The sequence below is a fragment of the Bradyrhizobium diazoefficiens genome, from assembly GCF_016612535.1.
Classification (GTDB): domain Bacteria; phylum Pseudomonadota; class Alphaproteobacteria; order Rhizobiales; family Xanthobacteraceae; genus Bradyrhizobium; species Bradyrhizobium diazoefficiens_C.
The window spans coordinates 103,648-119,353 of record NZ_JAENXS010000001.1; the positions used below are offsets into that span (position 1 = coordinate 103,648).

The window sequence follows — 15,706 nt, forward strand, 5'->3', positions numbered from 1 at the left end:
GCACCGCGTGTCAGTTGTCACCACGCTTCGGGGGCGCCGGCACGGCGGTTCGATTGGCTGGCACGATCTGCGGCTGGAACGCGAACACCTCGCGGGTGCGGTCGTCAACGAACACCTTCAGCCAGTGCACATCGTTGTTGCCGTTCGCCTGATTGTCGCCGAAGGTCTCGACGCGAACGAAGTTTTCCAGCCGACGGCCCTTGGCATCGAGAAACGGCCGGTCGATCCGGAAATAGTGGGAGTCGCCATGGACGTAAGCGACGGGCTTGCCGAAGCCGACCACTTCATCGCGTAGCGCCAGCAGGAAGGTCTGGAAACCGTCCGGATTGGCATCGGTTTCCGCAAGCGTCTTCGGGTCACGCAACGGGGAGCGGGTTCCGTCCGACTGATCCCAGCCCGGGTCCGCCTGCGAGATGAACATGATCGCCGAGGCGCGGTAGGTTCGCGCCATGTCGAAGGTCTGCTGCATCCAGAGGATGCTGGCGTTGTTGCGCGCGGCCCATTCGGCGTCGTCGGGCAGCGTATCGCAACGATTGTTGCACGATCCCTGAATGTTGAGCGTGGCGTAGACGACGCCGTTCATGATCCATCGGCGATTCTCGACGCAGCCGGTCAATTGGTTGTTGTGGTCGAGACACAGCTTGTCGTGCTGCACCTGCTGCTTGATCGGTCGCTGACCAAGGGAATAGTCGGTGCTGAAGAAAAGCTTCCGCTCGTAGTCGAGCCTCTCTCGCGAAGAGAACGCGCCGTTCGCCGGCCGGTCGCAGTCGGTCCAGTCGTTGTCGCCGGGGGTGAAGATCGCGGCCGATTTCAGCGCGTTGAAATATCCGAGCCCCTGCTGGTAGAGAGCGTCGCTGCACGTGGTCGGCGTCACGGATCCTGGCGTGCCGCTGCCGGCTTTCAGGTCGCCATCATGCACCGTGAAGGCGAGCTTCTGGTCGTTCATGTCGGCGATCAGGTTCGGCACGCCGACCTGCGCCTGGAGGTCGGAATAGGGCAGATCGCCCCACAGCCCGATGGCGTAAGCCCGGCTCTCGCCGCCCCTGTCCCGATCGTCATCGTCAGCATGCGCGCCGACCACCGGACCAATCGCGAAGCAGGCTGCCAGCACGAGAAAGCTCATCCTGCGCAGCTTGCGGTAAACGCCTTCCAACTTCCCGCCACCAAGTCTCATCATGATTGCTCTCCTGATAGTTTTTGACAAAAGAAGACTCACCACAGCGACAACGTCGCGTTGTCCTGCGCCAAGCCTGATTTACGGAATGAGAGAAAGGCCGCCCGTAGCTTCGAATTGCCGCGGTGAACGTAGCTGCGGGTTGTGACGCCCCGGTGAAACATTTTGAAACACGGTGCACGTGATGCAGCGCCACGAGCTGTGTGATCAACGAGGCAGAGAGAGCACGCGCGCTGTCCACGCAAGTTCGCCTCGGCTGTGATGACGTAGCTCGTGAGCACGGCGCCGAGCTTCGCGTTGGGCTTCGGCCGCTCGATGCGTCGCCGCTGCAAGCACGCCAGGCCGATCCATGCATCGCGCTGCGTCCGCAATGCAAATGCATGCCCGTCGACGAAATCTGCATGCCTGCGCGTAAAAATAGCGGGCCCGCGCCCCGCCGCTGCCTGCGATTTGCGCAGCGCTAGACTTTAGTCCCCATCGTACAAACCTGAATACAGTTTCACTTGCCGAGGATTCTCTCGCCGTTATAGTCGCGACATAATGGCTCGAAGAGGCCTGTTTAAAGGGAGAGAACAACATGAATAATGCACTCTCTGTTGCATTGCGAATAGCGCTCGGTGCGGCCTCGATCGGCGCACTGGTGACGGCGTCAGGCGCGGCATTTGCGGCCGATCCCATCAGGATCGGCGTGATTGCGGAGGCGCAGGCGATCGCCGGCGCATCGATCCCGCAGGCGGCACAGCTCGCCGCCGACGAGATCAACGCGAGCGGCGGCGTCGACGGTCGCAAGATCGAAATCATCTCCTACGACAACCACTCCTCCTCGGCGGATTCAGTGCGCGCCTTCCAGCGCGCAGTGAACGAGGACAAGGTCAACATGGTCATCGCGAGCTACATCAGCGAAGTCGTGCTGGCACTGGAGCCGTGGGCCTCGCGGCTGAAGACGCCCTTCGTCACGCCGGGCGCCGCCTCCAACGAGATCAGCAAGAGCGTCCATGCCGACTACGAGAAGAACAAATACACTTTCCACGGTTACCTGACCTCGGCGGCGCTGGCGCTCTCGGTCTGCGACGGCGCCAAAGACCTGCTCGTCGACAAGATGCACATGAAGACGGCGGTCATCATGAGCGAGGACGCCGCCTGGACCAAGCCGCTCGATGTCGGCTACGAGGAATGCCTGCCCAAGATCGGGCTGAAGGTGCTCGACCACATCCGCTTCTCGCCTGACACCACCGACTTCACCCCGATCTTCAACAAGATCGAGGGCTCAAAGCCCGACGTGATCATCACCGGCATCTCCCATGTCGGCGTGCAGCCGACGGTGCAGTGGAAGAACCAGCAGGTGCCGATCCCGATGTTCGGCATTTCCTCGCAGGCGACCAACGAAACGTTCGGCAAGGACACCAACCAGGCCGCCGAAGGCGTGCTCTATCAGGGCGTCTCCGGGCCTGGCGTCGCGGTCACGCCGAAATCGGTGCCGTTCGCCGAAAACTTCAAAAAGAAGTTCGGCAATTATCCGTCCTATGCCGGCTACACCGCCTATGACGAGGTCTACTACATCGCCGATGCGGTGAAGCGGGCCGGCTCGACCGACGCCGACAAGCTGGTCGATGCGCTGGAGAAGACCGACTGGGAAGGCACGATCGGCCGCGTCCAGTTCTACGGCAAGGACGATCCGTTCACCCACTCGATCAAATACGGCAAGGGCCTGATCACCGGGCTGATGCTGCAATGGCAGGACGGCAAGCAAATCGCGGTGTGGCCCAAGGATGTCGCCAAGGCCGACATCAAGTTCCCGAGCTTCATCAAGCTCAGCAACTGATCGGCAAGGAACATGCTCCCGGGACCACCTCCCGGGAGCTTCCACTTGCGCTCCTTGCGGCCAGCCCCTCCCTCAAAGCGGCAGCCTGGCTGCCACCAGGCCAATCATAGATGCAAGCATTCCAGATTCTGATCGATGGCTTTGCCATCAGCGCTCTCTACGCTCTCGGTGCCACCGGCTTCACGCTGATCTTCGGCGTCTCCGGCGTCCTCAATCTCTCCCACGGTGCCATCATGGTGGCCGCAGCGGTGGCGGCCTGGGCCGCGGCCAGCGTGCTTGGTGTCGGCACCTATGCCGGCGCGCTGATCGGGGTCGCGGTCGCCCTCATAGCTGCCTTTGCCACCTACTTCGCGGTGGTGAAGCCGATCCAGGACTCCCGGCGCATTCCGAACGAGGAGAAGGAAATCTTCGTCCTCACGGGAACGCTGCTCTGGGGCATCATGATCCAGGAGCTGATCGCTTATTTCTTCACCAACAATGCCAAGACCGTGCTGCCGATCGTCCAGGGCGTCGTCGACGTGCTCGGTGTCCGCACGCCCAAGAACGAGATTTTCACCGCGATCGTCTGCTGCCTCGTCATCGCGCTGCTGTGGTTGCTGGTGAACCGCACCCGCACCGGCAAGGCGGTGCTGGCGGCCTCGATGAACCCGCGCGGCGTGACGCTGCTCGGCCTCGAGCTCACCAACATCTACGTCGTGGTGTGGGCGATCTACGGCATCCTCGCCGGCATCGCCGGCGTGCTGCTCGGCATGTTTCTCGGCGTCTCCTCCTACAGCGTGGGACCACTGACCGCGAGCGCGTTCTCGATCGTGGTGCTCGGCGGCCTCGGCAGCGTCTCCGGCTCGCTGATCGCGGCCTTCGTGGTCGGTTATCTCGAAACGCTGACGGCCTATCTGGTCTCGCCGGCCTACCGTACCATTCCGGCGCTGCTGCTGCTGGTGTTCGTGATGTATATCCGGCCTCAGGGCCTTCTGGGGAGGCGCTGAGATGGGCACGTTCTTTACCTCGCGCCTGTTCTTCGTCTCGCTTGCGCTGGTCGTGATCGCGGCGACGCTGCCGCTCTATGTCTCCGGCTACGTGCTGGGCCTGCTCACGGTCGCGTTCTATTTCGGCGTGTTCGCGATGGCCTGGGACTTGCTGTTCGGCTTCGCAGGCGAAGTGAATTTCGGGCCGACCTTCCTGATCGGCGTCGGCGCCTACACCGCCGGCATTCTCAATGCCCAATACGGCTGGTCGGTCTATCTCTGCATCGTGTTGGGGGCGCTCGCTTCCGTCATCGCCGGCCTCGTGCTGGCATTGCCGGCGCTCCGCGTACGCGGGCCCTATTTCGGCCTGACCACGCTGGTTGCGGTGCTGATGCTGCAAAATTTCATCGTCGTGTTCGCCGACCTCACCGGCGGTGAGATCGGTCTCACCATCCCCGACGTCATCACCATCAATGCCGGCGCCAATTACTGGATCGCGCTCGGCTTCATGACGATCTCGGCCGCGATCCTCTACGGCCTGTCGCAATCACCGGTCGGACTGGTGTTGCAGGCGAGCGGCCAGGACCCGGTGCAGGCCGGCGCGCTCGGCTTCAACATCGTCAAGCACAAGCTCGCCGCCTTCATCGTCAGCGCGTTCTTCTCGGGCCTGTCGGGCGCACTGCTGGTGTTCTACTTCGGCACGGCGTCGGTCGGCACCGTCGTCGACGTCGCGGTCGGCGTCAACGTCATCGTCGCCGCCGTGCTCGGCGGAAGGCGTACCGTGCTTGGAGCAGCGTTAGGGGCGATCTTCCTGATCGTCGCCGGCGAATTCCTCCGCCCCACCGGCGAGCTTGCGACCTTCATCGTCTCGGCGGTCGCCCTCCTCGTCGTGCTGTTCTTCCCCGGCGGCTTCCTCGGAGCGGCCCTCTCGCGCGAGGCTCGCTCGTAATGGATCAGAGGCTCTCAAACCGGCCCGTGCTCGAAGTCCGCGGCCTGACCAAGCGTTTCGGTGGCTTGACGGCAGTCAAGAACCTCGGCTTCGAGGTCAACAGCGGCGAGATCTTTGGCCTGATCGGGCCGAACGGCTCGGGCAAATCAACCGCGATGAAGACCGTGATGGGCATCGAGCGCCCGACTGCCGGCGAAGTCATCTTCGAGGGCGAGAATGTCGCCGGCCTGCCCGCGCACAAGATCGCGCGCAAAGGTTTTGGCATGGTGTTCCAGCACTCGCGGCCGCTGAACCGGCAGACGGTGCTGGAGAACATCATGGTCGCGCTGCTGCCGGACAGCCTGTTCATGCTGTTTCCGGACAAGGCGCTGCTCGAGCGCGCCAAATGGATCGCCGACCGCGTCGGGCTAGGCTCGGTGATGAACCGCCGCCCGCCGACCCTGCCGTTTGCCGATCTGCGACGGCTCGAACTCGCAAAGGCAATCGCGCGCGATCCCAAGGTCGTGCTGGTGGACGAGCCCTTTGCCGGATTGACGCGCGCCGAGGTCGAAATCTTCTCCGATCTGATCCGCAGCTTTCGCGACGAAGGTCGCGCGGTGATGCTGGTTGATCACAACGTCAAGAGCGTCGCGGCGCTGGTCGACCGCGTTCTGGCGATGTATCTCGGCGAGGAAATCGTCACCGGCAAAGCCGACGACGTCATGAAGAACGAGACTGTGCGGCGGGTTTATCTCGGCGGCGCGCTTGGGACCCATGCGCGGCCAGAGACCAGCTTCAAGGACAAGGTGCCGCTGCTCCAGGTCGAGAATGTCAGCGTGTTCTATGGCAAAGCCCAGGCGCTGGAGAACGTCTCGATCCATATCCACGAGGGCGAGTTCGTCTCCATCGTCGGTCTCAACGGCGCCGGCAAGACCACGCTGTTCAACACCATCTCAGGCTTTCTGCCCTACACCGGCGAGATCATCCGCGGCGGCGACAAGCTGCGCGGCACGAGCCCGGCCAAAATCGCCCGCAGCGGCCTGGTGCAGTGTCCGGAATCGCGTGAATTGTTCGGCGAGATGAGCGTGCGGGAAAATCTCGATCTCGGCGGGCAGCATCTCACCGAGGACAAGCGTGCCGTCCAGCTCGCCTGGCTGTTCGAGCTATTCCCGATCCTCAGAGAACGTCAGGGGCAACTGGCGCAGACACTCTCCGGCGGCGAGCAGCAGATGCTCGCCATCGGCCGCGCGCTGATGATGCAGCCGCAGATCCTGATCCTGGACGAACCGACGCTGGGGCTCGCGCCCGTCATCCTCGAACTCCTGTCCAAGGCACTCACGAGGCTGCGGCAGACCACGTCGATCACGGTGCTGCTCGGCGAGCAGAACGTAACCTTTGCGCTGCCGCATGCCGACCGCGTCTATGTGCTGGAGCACGCCCGTATCGTCTGGGAGGGCGATCCCGGCCGCTTCGCCACCGAGGCCGGCGCCGACTTTCTCTAGGTCGCGCCTATCAACAACAACAAAACAAGGCAAGAAAACAAGGCAAGAAAACAAGGAAAGGGAAACGACCATGCGATCATCGACGACATTGAGCAACAACTTCCTCCTCGCCTCCGCGCTGGCGCTGTGCCTCGCCGCCCCCGCCTACGCGCAGTCGAACGATCCGATCAAGATCGGCGTCATCGCCGAGGTGCAGTCGATCGCCGGTGCTGCGACGCCCGGCGGCGCGCAGATCGCCGCCGACGAGATCAACGCCAAGGGCGGCATTATGGGCCGCAAGATCGAGATCGTCACCTATGACAACAAGAGCTCGTCGGCCGATTCCGTGCGTGCGTTCCAGCGGGCGGTGAGCGAGGACAAGGTCTCCGCGGTGATCGCGAGCTATATCAGCGAGGTCGTGCTGGCGCTGGAGCCCTGGGCCGCGCGGCTGAAGATGCCGCTGATCACGCCGGGCGCCGCCTCCAATGAGATCACCAAGGCGATCCACAACGACTACGAGAAGAACAAGTACACCTTTCACGGCTATCTGACCTCGGCGGCGCAGGCCCAGATCGTCTGCGACGCGGCCAAGGATCTCCTCGTCGACAAGATGCACATGAAGACGGTTGCGATCATGAGCGAGGATGCGGCCTGGACCAAGCCGCTCGACGTCGGCTACGAGGCCTGCCTGCCCAAGGCCGGCCTGAAGGTGGTGGAGCATGTCCGCTTCTCGCCGGATACCACCGACTTCACGCCGATCTTCAACAACATGGAAGCCAAGAAGCCGGACGTGATCGTCACCGGCATCTCCCATGTCGGCGTGCAGCCGACGGTGCAATGGAAGAACCAGCAGGTGCCGATCCCCATGTTCGGCATCAGCGCGCAGGCGCTGAGCCCGACCTTCTGGAAGGACACCAATGGCGCCGCCGATGGCGTGCCCTCGCTGGCGGTCGCGACGCCGGATGTCGCGGTGACACCGAAGACAAAGCCGTTTGCGGCGGCCTTCGCGGCCAAGTACGGCATGCCGCCGGCCTATACCGGCTATACCGCCTATGACGACGTCTACATCATCACCGACGCTATCAAGCGCGCCGGCTCGACCGATCCCGACAAGATGGTCGCGGAGATGGAGAAGACCAATTTCGAAGGCACGATCGGCCATATCCAGTTCTACGGCAAGGACGACGAGTTCACCCACGGCATCAAGTCCGGCCCGGGATACGTCACCGGCCTCGTCTTCCAGTGGCAGAACGAAAAGCAGGTCGTGGTCTGGCCAGAGAAAATTGCCGAAGGCCAGCTGAAGTTTCCAAACTTCGTGAAGCTGTCGCAGTAACGCGCATCAGCCGACATTCAGCCCGTCGCTCCGTAAGGAACGGCGGGCTTTTCCTTTCGCAGCTGCGTCGTGTGTCGTCGCCGACCGTATCGACCTTGGGCGATGTTGACTTTCCGCCTGTCCCCTCCCCATACTTCGAAAAAAAATAACAACCAATCATAAGACGGATTTGAGGGAGGATAGGATGCCGACTTCACGCAGGCAGCTGCTGAAGGGTACGGCGGCTGCCGCCGCTACACTCAGCCTCGATTGGACCCGGGCCCAGGCGCAAGCCGAGAATTTGCGCATCGGCCTGATCTACGATCTCACCGGCCCCTTCGCCGCCGGCGGCTCGGTCGCCTCCTCTGTAGGTGCACAGATCGCCATCGATCTCGTCAACGAAAAGGGTGGCATTGGCGGCAAGACCAAGATCGTGCCGGTCGCAGCCGACTCCCAGAGCAAGGCCGATGTCGCGATAAACGAGGCCGAGCGCCTGATCAGCCAGGAAAAGATCGACATCATCAACGGTGTCTATTCCAGCGCGCACGCTGTGCCGATGGCGGCGAAGGTCGAGCAGCAGAAGAAGATCCTCTGGATCACGACCGCGGTGTCGACCGCCGTGTTCAAGGACAAGAACCTGCACTACGTATTTCGCGCGCAGATCCACTCCGACCAGTACGGCCAGGCCTTCGCCGGCTTCATCACCGAGCATGCGAAGACAAAACTCGGTATGGAGCCGAAGGACATCAAAGTCGCGCTGATCCACGAAGACGGCCCCTACGGCGTCGGCGTCGCGGCGGCCGACGAGGCCTACGCCAAGGAGGCCGGCATCCAGGTCGTGTTGCGCGAAGGCTATTCGGCTTCCGCGCCCGATCTCTCGGTGCTGGTGACCAAGCTCAAGCGCGCCAAGGCCGACGTGATCTCGCATGCCGGCTACAACCCCGACATCACCCTGTTCCTGCGCCAGGCGCGCGAGAGCGGATTGCGTTTCAAGATGCTGTTCGGCGCCGGTGCCGGCTACAGCCAGCTCGACAAGCTGCGCGCGACGTTCGCGGGTGACATCGACAATTTCTGCAACATCGATCCGGTTCCGGCGCAGCTGCTCGATCCGTCAAAGCTGGCGCCGGGGATTGGCGATCTGATCAAGACCATGGTCTCGCGCTACCAGGCCAAGACCGGCGCCACCGACGTGCCGCCGCACTGCTCCATGGGTTTCAACCAGACTTGGGTGCTGCTCAACAACGTGCTGCCGGTCGCCAAGGAGAAATACGGCAGCTTCGAGCCGGAGGCCATTCGCAAGGCCGCCCTCGACGTCGACATTCCACCCGGCGGCACCATCCAGGGCTATGGCGTGAAATTCTTCCCGCCGGGCACGCCGCTCTCCGGCCAGAACGAACGCTCGACTCCGGTGGTGATGCAGAACGCAGGTAAGCATATTTCCGTGGTGTGGCCGACCAACATCCGGACTCAGGACCCGGTGTTTCCGCTGCCAAAAGGCTCGACCTACGGGGCGTGAGGTTCCTGACAGCAGGCTGACAGTACGCCCCTATCCATGCGGGAGAGGCCAGCGCGCAACACCGATGTCATTTCGCAACGCCCGGGCGCCTCGGTCATTTATGAGGTTCACGCGCCCGTGCTATAGAAAGCCGCCATTCACCGACGATGGCGTGAGAAGTGGAGATATTCATGAAGGCTCTTTCTGCTGCTCTATTGGGAATCGTTGTTCTCTCGGCCGGCGTGTGGTTGACGTCGACGCCTGCTCTTGCTCTGGGCGGCTGCGGTCCGAACGCCCATCGCAATGGGGCAGGCCGTTGCGTTCCCGGCGGTCAAAACGAAGACTGGTGCATTCGCAAGACCGGCCATCCGGCCACGCGCATGCCGAACGGCACCATGCGTTGCCTGTGAGCCTTCGGCGCGATCGGCGCCCTCTCCCTTTGTTGTGGGAGAGGGTCGCAACTCGGCCCAGCCTCCCCTCTACAACACCACCCGCCGTCCCTCTTCCGCGGCCCAGTACCCCGCGTAGTTCACCTTGATCGTCTCATAGGCCAGCGCGAGGTCTGACAGCGGCTGCCGGCCTGTGGCAGCGCATTCCATGAAATCCTGGATCTCCTGGAGATAGCCGCGCGTCCATTCCTCCTCGATGCAGACATATTGCCAACCGGTTTTGCGGTCGACTTTTTCGGTGACGTAGACGGAGGCGAGCTTCTCCTCGGAGGTCTGGTAGCTCATCAGGTGCGTGTTCGGGGTGATGTTGGCGAACAGCGAGCCGCCGTTCGTGTAAGTCTCGATCAAATTGCGCACGCCGCCCATGATCATGTCGCCGGAGAACACCGTGGCCTTGGTGCCGTCGGAGAACGTCGCGGTCAGCGTGCCCCAGTCCTCGACATCGACCGGGTTGGCCTTGATGTAGGTGCGCTCCTCCGGCTTCAGGCCCGCGGTGACGTTGCCGACATCGCCGGTGATGCTGGCGACCTTGATGGTCTCGCCGCGCGCCCTCGCCTCGACCTGCTTGAGATAGAGCACCGCCGAGAGCGGATGACAACCCATCCGGATCAACGAGCCGCCGCCGGTCATCCTCCATTGCGCGGCATGCGCCGCGTGCGAGCCGGAATGGCTCTCCTCGCCCTTCATGAACAGGATTTTGTCTTTCGTCGCCGTCAGAATCTCGGCGGTCTTGGTCACGGCAGGCGCGTAGATCCAGTCCTCCGCATACATGAAGAGCTTGCCGGTGCGCTCGATCGCAGCCCGCGTTGCGTCCATCTGCTCCAGCACGCGTTCATACATCAGCGCTTTCGGCACATGCCTGCCGATCGGCTGCTGGTCGCCGTCACGGCCGAAATAGCCGGCGAACGGCTTTTCGCAAATCACATGCTTGCCGGCCTGCATGGCCGCGACGATCATCTCGGCATGAAGACTTGGCGGCGTGCAGATGTCGATGACGTCGAGCGCGCCGTGCGCGATCAATTCCGCAAAGCTGCGATAGACGCGCGGAATGTCGTGACGCCGGGCGAACTCGACGACATGATCGCCCCGCGCGGCGACCGCCGCGACCTCGACGTCCACGCCAAAGACGCGCCGGAATGCATACATATGCAGCTCCGACACGAAGCCGCAGCCGACGAGTCCGACCTTGATCCCAGCCATAGCGCCCCTACCCTTGCTTTGGGCGGCACTATAGCGTGCTGGCAGAGCTATTCCACCGAGACCCGCACCACGCCCGCACTCATCATGCCGAGCGCGCGGGCGGCGGGCACCGAGAGATCGACGATGCGGCCGCGGATGAAGGGACCGCGATCGTTGACGCGGCATTGAATCGAGTGGCCGCCATAGGACACCTTGATCACGCTGCCGAACGGGCGCGTGCGGTGGGCGCAGGTCAGCTCGCCGCCTTTGCCGGCTTTTCCATATCCGTAATACGAGGCAAGCCCGCTTTCGGCATTCGCAACAGAGAAAGCAAGAAGCGAAGAAGTGGCCAGACAAAAGGATAGCATGGTTTGCGCTCGCACAGCACCGCTCCGGGTTGACCCTGCCCGGCGCTACAAACGTCTTTGTTCCCCGAAGTTCCTCGTCACTGCCGGGGGAATGCCCGGCAGTGCCATCACACATTGTTACTGTTTGTGAAAGACCAGCGTGCGCACCTCGATGCTCTCGCGCGGCGCCGCATCTGGCGGCGTGGTCGGATCGATGAAGGCGGTATGCGGCCCGAAACGCGTGCGGCCGTCCGTCGCGGAATCATAGCATTTGAGCAGCAGCGCTTCGTCCGCCGTCATCTCCGGGAAATAGAACCAGCGGTGGTTCGGATTGTATGTCACCGAATAGGTCTCGCCGCGACGATCGGGATAGATCAGGTCGGAGGCGACAAGATCCTCAGGCGCGACCGTGGTGCTGTCGGCCATTGCGAGAGGCGAATCCTTCAAGGGGCCGCGGATCGGCCGCCAGAGATTGATCACCTGCACGCGCCCCCTAAGCAATTCCTCGGCCTCGTCGGGCAAATGTTCGCGCACGCGATTGGCGCCGGACGTGACAGTCTGGTCGACATGCACGCGGGTCGCGGGCTGGCGCGGCCCGCCACCGCGAATGTCGGGCGCACCCGCGACGCGCTTGCGCACCGTGTGATCGAAGATGACGACGCGGTCGGCCTTCAACGTCGCACGTAGGAAAGCTTCGACTGCCGGATAGTAGACCGCACGAATTTCCTCCTCGTTGTAAAAGTCCCTCACCCGATTGGGATGGCGCACCAGGACAAAGCCCTCGCGATCGAGCGAGAGATTGTTCGCAATCAAACGTGCATCGAAGATCGGGACCTGGTGTGGCTCCGGCAGCGATGTGCTTTTCGGCTCGCCCGGTGGCGGATCGAAAGCGTAGGTGCGCGGCTTGCCGGAAACCGGCGCGAGATAGTTGAGTTCAGCGGTGACGAAGGGAAGCGATTCGATTTTTGTTTCTTGCAGGCCCATTTCTGATCTCCTGGCCGAGTTATGGTTTCGGCGTCAGATTGATCTTGGCGGGCGCTGATTGCGCCGCAAGGGAGCCAGCTCGAATAGCAATGTCGCTGTTGTCGGCAGGGCCGAGAGGAGAACAATCACATCGGGCGCGGCTATCTCGCCAGCGAGTTATTCTTGCCTCACCTTCAATCGAAACCGAAAGGACGCCGGGAGACGCGCCGGCGCGGACGGGTAGGACGGGTAGAAGGTCCGTAACCATGAGCCGTAGCCAAAGCAAACTGGCGCGTCGCCAACGTCTCGACTTCGCGTGCAGCGCACAAGACGGCCGAACCTGCCTCAATAGTGACCAGCTGCCGGCCGGCTCCGCCGCACCGATATGACACCGGGACGACGATGCCGGTAGGCGCCGGTGGCGAACGGCAAAGCATTAAGCTTCCCGCGCGTTCGCAACCAACAAGCACCTTCCCGATTTACTATTCGTACCGCTACTATCGGCGCCAATGGCGCGGCTCAAACGGGCTCCTCGCGATAACGGGCCTGGGGCCTGCGCCAAGCATGAGTGGGAGGATGACATGAGTGCCGCCGGAAATGAGCCGCTTGCCCGCCAGGCGCTGGCGTTTGTCCTGGCCGGTGGACGCGGCAGCCGGCTGCTGGAGCTGACCGACCGGCGCGCCAAGCCCGCGGTCTATTTCGGCGGCAAATCCCGCATCATCGATTTCGCGCTGTCGAACGCGGTGAACTCCGGCATCCGCCGCATCGCAGTCGCCACCCAGTACAAGGCGCACAGCCTGATCCGGCATCTTCAGATGGGCTGGAACCTTCTTCCGCCCCGAGCGCAACGAGAGCTTTGACATCCTGCCTGCGAGCCAGCGCGTCTCTGAGAACATGTGGTATGTCGGCACGGCGGATGCGATCTACCAGAACATCGACATCATCGAGTCGCATGCTTGCCGCTTCATCGTCGTGCTCGCCGGCGACCATATCTACAAAATGGACTACGAGGTGATGCTGCGGCAGCATGTCGACAGCGGAGCCGACGTCACCGTGGGCTGCCTCGAAATGCCGCGCGCGGAATCTTCGGGCTTCGGCATCATACATGTCGACGAGAACGGCTGGATCCAGGAGTTTCTGGAGAAGCCCAAGGATCCGCCGCCGATGCCCGGCAAGCCGGACGTCTCGCTCGCAAGCATGGGCATCTACGTTTTCGACGCCAAATTCCTGTTCGACGAGTTGAAGCGTGACGCCGAGGATCCGAACTCCAATCACGATTTCGGCAAGGACATCATCCCCTACATCGTCAAGAACGGCCGCGCGATCGCGCACCAGTTCTCAACGTCATGCGTTCGTTCCGGCAACGACGATGGCTCCTATTGGCGCGACGTCGGCACGGTCGATGCTTATTGGGCCGCCAATATCGACTTGACCGACGTGGTTCCGGAGCTCGATTTGTTCGACCGCGCTTGGCCGATCTGGTCCTATGCGGAGATCACGCCGCCCGCGAAATTCGTCCACGACGAGGAGAGCCGGCGCGGTTCGGCGGTGAGCTCGCTGGTCTCGGGCGGCTGCATCATCTCCGGCGCCTCGTTGCGCCGCTCGCTGCTGTTTACCGGCGTGCGCATCAATTCCTACGCCAATGTCGAGAACGCCGTCATCATGCCTTACGTCAATGTCGGGCGCGGAGCGCGGCTGAAGAACGTCGTGATCGACCGCGGCATCGAAATCCCCGAGGGGCTCGTCGTCGGCGAGGATCCCGAGCTCGACGCAAAACGCTTCCGCACCACCGAGCAGGGCATCTCGCTGATCACCCAGACCATGATCGACAGGCTCAATACATGACGCCTGTTCGCGTCCTCGCGGTCGCTTCTGAAGTCTACCCCATTATCAAGACCGGCGGCCTCGCGGATGTCGCGGGCGCGCTGCCGATCGCGCTGAAGGCGCACGGCGTCGAGATGCGCACGCTGATGCCGGGCTACCCGGACGTGATGCGGCTGCTCGCGGGTGCGGAGGAAATCCGGCGCTGGCCGGATTATTTCGGCGGCCCGGGCCGGCTGCTCGCCGGCTCTCATGATGGGCTCGATCTGTTCGTGCTCGACGTGCCGCATCTCTATGCGCGACCGGGCACCCCCTACGTCACCGCTGAAGGTGTCGACTGGCCCGACAACGGCGTGCGCTTCGCGGCGCTGTCGCGCGTGGCGGCCGATATCGGCCACGGCCTGGTCTCCGCTTTCGTGCCCGACGTCGTGCACGCCCACGACTGGCAGGCCGGGCTCGCGCCGGCCTATCTGCACTATGACGGCGGAACGCGGCCCGGCACGGTGATGACCATTCACAACATGGCCTATCAGGGCAAGTTCGACCGTGCGCTGACGGACGCGATCGGCCTGCCCCCGGAGGCGTCGTTCGACGTCCACGGGCTCGAATATTTCGGCGGCATCAGTTTTTTGAAAGCCGGGCTGCAACTCGCCGATCGCATCACCACCGTGTCGCCGACCTATGCGCGGGAGATCCAGAGCGACGAAGGCGGCATGGGCCTCGGCGGCCTGCTGCGCGAGCGCGCAGGCGTGTTGAGCGGCATCATCAACGGCATCGACATTTCAGTCTGGAATCCGCACACCGATCCGCACATTGCCTATCGCTTCAGCGCGAACGAATTGTCATTTCGTTCGGCCAACAAGGCGGCGCTGCAGCAGCGGCTCGGCCTCGATCCGCGGCCGGATGCGCTGCTGCTCGGCGTCATCAGCCGCCTGTCGTGGCAGAAAGGGCTCGATCTCCTGCTCGAGGCGATGCCCACCATCCTCGGCGACGGCATGCAATTGGCTCTGCTCGGCAGCGGCGATGCCGAGCTCCAGGATCGCTACCAGGGAACGGCGCGTGGTCATCCGGGGCGGATCGCGGCTGTGATCGGCTATGACGAGGCGCTGGCGCATCTGATCCAGGCGGGCTCGGACGCACTGCTGGTGCCGTCGCGGTTCGAGCCGTGCGGCCTGACCCAGCTCTGCGCGCTGCGCTACGGCGCCGTGCCGATCGTGTCGCGCGTCGGCGGACTCGCCGATACCGTCAGCGAGGCAACGGGATTCACGTTCGGACCGGTCACATCAGCAAATCTTTCGGCTGCGCTGGGACGCGCGAGCTTCGCGTTCCACAACAAGGCGGCGTGGCGGCAATTGCAGCTCACGGGCCTTGCGACCGATGTCTCCTGGCGCAACCGCGCCGGCGAATACGCCGCGCTCTATCGCGACTTGATGGCATCCCGCCGCGCGGCGTGACCACCGTCGAATCCGTGCTATAGAGCCGGCATGGAACCCTTCGCGATCAAGTTGATCGGCTTTGCCGCCGCCACCTGCACCACCGTCGCCTATGCGCCTCAGGTCCTCAAGGTCTGGAAGACCCGCTCGGCGCGCGACATTTCGCTTGGCATGTTTCTCATCATGGTGCTGGGCCTGGCGCTCTGGCTGATCTACGGCCTGCTCTCAGGCGACGCGCCGCTGGTCGCCGCCAACGCCATCACCATGCTGCTCGCCGGCGGCATCCTGGTGATGAAGCTGAGATACGGGTGAGGCTTTCTTCGCCTCTCCCCGCTTG

The 15,706-nt window shown here is 63.1% G+C and carries 13 protein-coding genes and 1 pseudogene; 10 read left to right on the forward strand and 4 right to left on the reverse strand.

Features of this window, described 5'->3' with window-relative positions; genetic code table 11:
* Positions 1–10 precede the first annotated feature (10 nt).
* On the reverse strand, positions 11–1,177 hold the full coding sequence (locus JJE66_RS00480; protein WP_246756017.1) for a hypothetical protein: 1,167 nt from the start codon (positions 1,175–1,177) through the stop codon (positions 11–13).
* Positions 1,178–1,751: 574 nt separating this feature from the next.
* On the opposite strand from JJE66_RS00480, the gene JJE66_RS00485 reads away from it, so the two are divergent.
* From JJE66_RS00485 to JJE66_RS00515, 7 genes are all read left to right on the forward strand, one after another.
* Complete coding sequence (locus tag JJE66_RS00485) at positions 1,752–2,996, forward strand: ABC transporter substrate-binding protein (RefSeq protein WP_200512177.1); 1,245 nt, start codon at positions 1,752–1,754, stop codon at positions 2,994–2,996.
* A 110-nt stretch (positions 2,997–3,106) separates the two neighbouring features.
* Positions 3,107–3,982, forward strand: a complete 876-nt coding sequence (locus JJE66_RS00490; protein WP_200512178.1) for a branched-chain amino acid ABC transporter permease — start codon at positions 3,107–3,109, stop codon at positions 3,980–3,982.
* 1 nt (position 3,983) lies between these two features.
* Positions 3,984–4,910, forward strand: a complete 927-nt coding sequence (locus JJE66_RS00495; protein WP_200512179.1) for a branched-chain amino acid ABC transporter permease — start codon at positions 3,984–3,986, stop codon at positions 4,908–4,910.
* The gene (locus JJE66_RS00500) at positions 4,910–6,391 is read left to right on the forward strand and encodes an ATP-binding cassette domain-containing protein (RefSeq protein WP_200512180.1); all 1,482 of its coding nucleotides are present in this window, start codon (positions 4,910–4,912) and stop codon (positions 6,389–6,391) included. Before JJE66_RS00495 ends, JJE66_RS00500 begins: the two co-directional genes overlap by 1 nt.
* A gap of 70 nt (positions 6,392–6,461) precedes the next feature.
* Entirely contained in the window at positions 6,462–7,703 is a 1,242-nt protein-coding gene (locus JJE66_RS00505) for an ABC transporter substrate-binding protein (protein ID WP_200512181.1), read from the forward strand.
* A 184-nt stretch (positions 7,704–7,887) separates the two neighbouring features.
* Positions 7,888–9,198, forward strand: coding sequence for an ABC transporter substrate-binding protein (locus tag JJE66_RS00510; RefSeq protein WP_200512182.1), 1,311 nt, complete (start codon positions 7,888–7,890; stop codon positions 9,196–9,198).
* Between the two features lie 170 nt (positions 9,199–9,368).
* Positions 9,369–9,587 (forward strand): GCG_CRPN prefix-to-repeats domain-containing protein, encoded by a 219-nt coding sequence (locus JJE66_RS00515; RefSeq protein WP_200512183.1) that lies wholly within the window; start codon positions 9,369–9,371, stop codon positions 9,585–9,587.
* A gap of 69 nt (positions 9,588–9,656) precedes the next feature.
* Here JJE66_RS00515 and JJE66_RS00520 read toward each other — a convergent pair whose 3' ends face one another.
* From JJE66_RS00520 to JJE66_RS00530, 3 genes are all read right to left on the reverse strand, one after another.
* Positions 9,657–10,826 carry a Gfo/Idh/MocA family protein gene (locus JJE66_RS00520; protein ID WP_200512184.1) on the reverse strand — a complete coding sequence of 390 codons (1,170 nt, stop codon included), beginning with the start codon at positions 10,824–10,826 and terminating at the stop codon, positions 9,657–9,659.
* Positions 10,827–10,873: 47 nt separating this feature from the next.
* Positions 10,874–11,188: a septal ring lytic transglycosylase RlpA family protein gene (locus JJE66_RS00525; protein WP_200512185.1), complete on the reverse strand. Its 315-nt coding sequence runs from the start codon at positions 11,186–11,188 to the stop codon at positions 10,874–10,876.
* 102 nt (positions 11,189–11,290) lie between these two features.
* Positions 11,291–12,136, reverse strand: a complete 846-nt coding sequence (locus JJE66_RS00530; protein WP_200512186.1) for a CmcJ/NvfI family oxidoreductase — start codon at positions 12,134–12,136, stop codon at positions 11,291–11,293.
* Positions 12,137–12,696: 560 nt separating this feature from the next.
* Between JJE66_RS00530 and glgC the strand changes: the two are divergent.
* From glgC to JJE66_RS00545, 3 genes and pseudogenes are all read left to right on the forward strand, one after another.
* Positions 12,697–13,960 (forward strand): annotated as a pseudogene (gene glgC / locus JJE66_RS00535) (glucose-1-phosphate adenylyltransferase).
* Entirely contained in the window at positions 13,957–15,390 is a 1,434-nt protein-coding gene (glgA, locus tag JJE66_RS00540) for a glycogen synthase GlgA (protein WP_200512187.1), read from the forward strand. The pseudogene glgC and the gene glgA overlap by 4 nt, the downstream one beginning before the upstream one ends.
* Positions 15,391–15,420: 30 nt before the next feature.
* The gene (locus tag JJE66_RS00545; RefSeq protein ID WP_200512188.1) at positions 15,421–15,681 is read left to right on the forward strand and encodes a SemiSWEET transporter; all 261 of its coding nucleotides are present in this window, start codon (positions 15,421–15,423) and stop codon (positions 15,679–15,681) included.
* Positions 15,682–15,706 lie beyond the last annotated feature (25 nt).